This window comes from Pseudomonas sp. I8001, from assembly GCF_013385345.1.
Taxonomy (GTDB): Bacteria; Pseudomonadota; Gammaproteobacteria; order Pseudomonadales; family Pseudomonadaceae; genus Aquipseudomonas.
In genome coordinates, this window is sequence record NZ_JACAQC010000044.1 from 1 (window position 1) to 2,703 (window position 2,703).

The 2,703-nt window shown below is 60.3% G+C and carries 3 protein-coding genes and 1 pseudogene; all 4 read left to right on the forward strand.

Annotated features, from left to right (window positions below; translation table 11 throughout):
- A pseudogene (locus HX839_RS25905) lies at positions 1 to 268 on the forward strand (urocanate hydratase); the annotation flags it as partial.
- Between the two features lie 100 nt (positions 269 to 368).
- Entirely contained in the window at positions 369 to 1,091 is a 723-nt protein-coding gene (locus tag HX839_RS25910; protein ID WP_003220032.1) for an ABC transporter permease, read from the forward strand.
- 16 nt (positions 1,092 to 1,107) lie between these two features.
- Entirely contained in the window at positions 1,108 to 1,845 is a 738-nt protein-coding gene (locus HX839_RS25915; RefSeq protein ID WP_102369535.1) for an ABC transporter permease, read from the forward strand.
- Positions 1,846 to 1,862: 17 nt separating this feature from the next.
- Complete coding sequence (locus HX839_RS25920) at positions 1,863 to 2,654, forward strand: ABC transporter ATP-binding protein (protein ID WP_003220035.1); 792 nt, start codon at positions 1,863 to 1,865, stop codon at positions 2,652 to 2,654.
- Positions 2,655 to 2,703 lie beyond the last annotated feature (49 nt).

A 2,703-nucleotide genomic window follows, 5' to 3' on the forward strand; every position in this document is an offset into this window, starting at 1 on the left:
CGACTGGCCACTGCTCAACGCCCTGCTCAACACCGCCAGCGGCGCGACCTGGGTTTCGTTGCACCACGGCGGCGGCGTCGGCATGGGCTTCTCCCAGCACTCGGGCATGGTGATTGTCTGCGACGGTACCGACGAAGCCGCTGAGCGTATCGCGCGCGTGCTGCACAACGACCCGGCGACCGGCGTGATGCGTCATGCGGATGCGGGCTACCAGATCGCGATTGATTGCGCCAAGGAGCAGGGTTTGAACCTGCCGATGGTCAAGTAAACCAGGCAGGCAGTTGCACCCTTTGCTTCATGGACGTCGGGCAGGTTGAGACGGATTTCAAGGTTCCGGTGCTTTATGTGTTTTCGGTAGGAGTGACTTGATGAGTCTCATGCAGATGCTCAGTTTTGGCGACACGGGTTGGGGGATGGCCTTGCTCAAGGCCGCCCTCATGACCGTGTTGTTGACCCTTGCGGCGCTGGTGGTCGGTGCGCTGGTCGGCAGCCTGGTGGCCATGGCCAAGCTTTCCAAAAAGCGTGCCTTGCGATACCTGGGGGATGCCTATTCCATCCTGTTCCGGGGGATTCCGGAGCTGTTGGTGATCTACCTGTTCTATTTCGGCGGTGCCAGTGTGGTGACGGCCGTCAATCACTGGTTTGGCGGTGAAGGCTATGTCGATGTCCCGCCGTTCATGGTGGGGGCCATCGCCGTTGGATTGATCTCGGCGTCGTATCAGGCTGAGGTCTATCGCGGTGCCTTTATCGCGGTGGCCAAGGGTGAGCTTGAGGCAGCACTGGCGATCGGCATGAACCGCGCAACGCGGATTCGCCGGGTGCTGATCCCGCAGATCTGGCGGTACGCGCTGCCGGGCCTGGGCAACGTCTGGCAAATGAGCCTGAAAGACTCCGCGCTGATTTCGGTGATTGGCCTGGTGGAACTGATGCGCGCCAGCCAGGTGGCGGCGGGTTCCACGCGCCAGTACTTCACGTTCTACATCGTCGGCGGCGTGTGCTACCTGATTCTGACCGGGCTTTCGGGCCGTCTTTTCAATATTGCCGAAGCGCGCGTACAGCGTACGCAGCGGCGCAATCCTGCACAGTCGTGAGAAGGGACCGTTTGCCATGATCGATTTCGCCTTTCTTGCCGACACCATGCTCAAGTTGCTGGGTGCCTTGCCCATCACCCTGGCCTTGTTTTTTTCGTCCCTGACCCTGGGGTTGCTGCTGTCGCTGGGCGTGGTGTCCATGCGCGTCAGCCGCTGGCCATTCCTCAGCTACCCGGCGCGTTTCTACATCATGCTGTTTCGCGGCACGCCGCTGATGATCCAGATGTTCCTGATCTATTACGGCCTGGGGCAGTTCCCGGCGATTCGCGACAGCTTCCTGTGGGTGGTGTTGAGGTCGCCTTATGGCTGCGCCGTGGTCTCCCTGGCGCTGTGCACCGCCGGTTACACCGCTGAAATCATTCGCGGTGGCCTGCTGAGCGTGCCTCAAGGGCAGATCGAAGCGGGGCAGGCGGTGGGCATGGGGCGTTGGACCCTGCTGTGGCGAGTGATCGGCCCCGTCACCTTGCGCCAGGCGCTTCCGGCCTATTCCACCGAGGCCATCTTGCTGGTCAAGTCCACCGCGCTGGCCAGCCTGGTCACCGTGTGGGACGTCACCGGCGTGGCGCAACAAATCATCCAGCGTACCTACCGCACCATGGAAGTGTTCATTTGTGCGGCGTTGATCTACCTGATCCTGAATTTCCTGGTGGTGCGTGTGGTGGCCTGGATTGAACATCGTCTGTCGCCCCATCTGCGTGAGCGGCCGAAAGACCTGCCGGTCAAGCAAACCCCCGAACCTATTTCTCATTCCTGATTGCAGCGGAGCTTGTCATGAGTACTCAGATTCAGAGCGCCCTTACGGTTAACAACATTCACAAGGCTTTCGGTTCGGCACAGGTTCTCAAGGGGATTTCGCTGGAGGCTCACAAAGGTGACGTGATTTCCATCCTCGGTGCCAGCGGTTCGGGCAAGAGCACTTTCCTGCGTTGTATCAACCTGCTGGAAACCCCGGACGAGGGCAGTATTGTGCTCGACGGCGAAACCATCGAGCTCAAGCGCCAGCGCAACGGTCGGTTGTTGCCTGGCAGCACGCGGCAGGTGGAGACCATGCGCAGCAAGCTGGGCATGGTGTTCCAGAGTTTTAACCTGTGGTCGCATATGACGGTTTTGCAAAATGTCATCGAGGGGCCGATGCGGGTGCTCAAGCGTTCGAAGGCCGAGTGTGTGGAGGAAGCTGAGCAACTGCTGCACAAGGTGGGGCTTTATGATCGCCGTGATTATTACCCGGCGCATTTGTCGGGTGGGCAGCAGCAGCGGGTGGCGATTGCCCGGGCGTTGGCGATGAACCCGCAAGTAATGTTGTTTGATGAGCCGACGTCGGCGCTGGACCCGGAGTTGGTGGGGGAGGTGTTGCGGGTGATGCGGTCGCTGGCCGAGGAAGGGCGGACCATGTTGGTGGTGACCCATGAGATGGGGTTTGCGCGGCATGTGTCCAATCGGGTGGTGTTTATGGCCAATGGGTTGATTGATGCCCAGGGCACCCCGGCGGAGTTGTTTGAGGGGTTGCCGACTGAGCGGTTTCGGCAGTTTGTATCGAGTCATACGCAGCGTAGTGCGGAGTAGTGGTTGGGTGTTGGTTGGGTTTGGGTATATATCCGTTGCTGCGGTAACG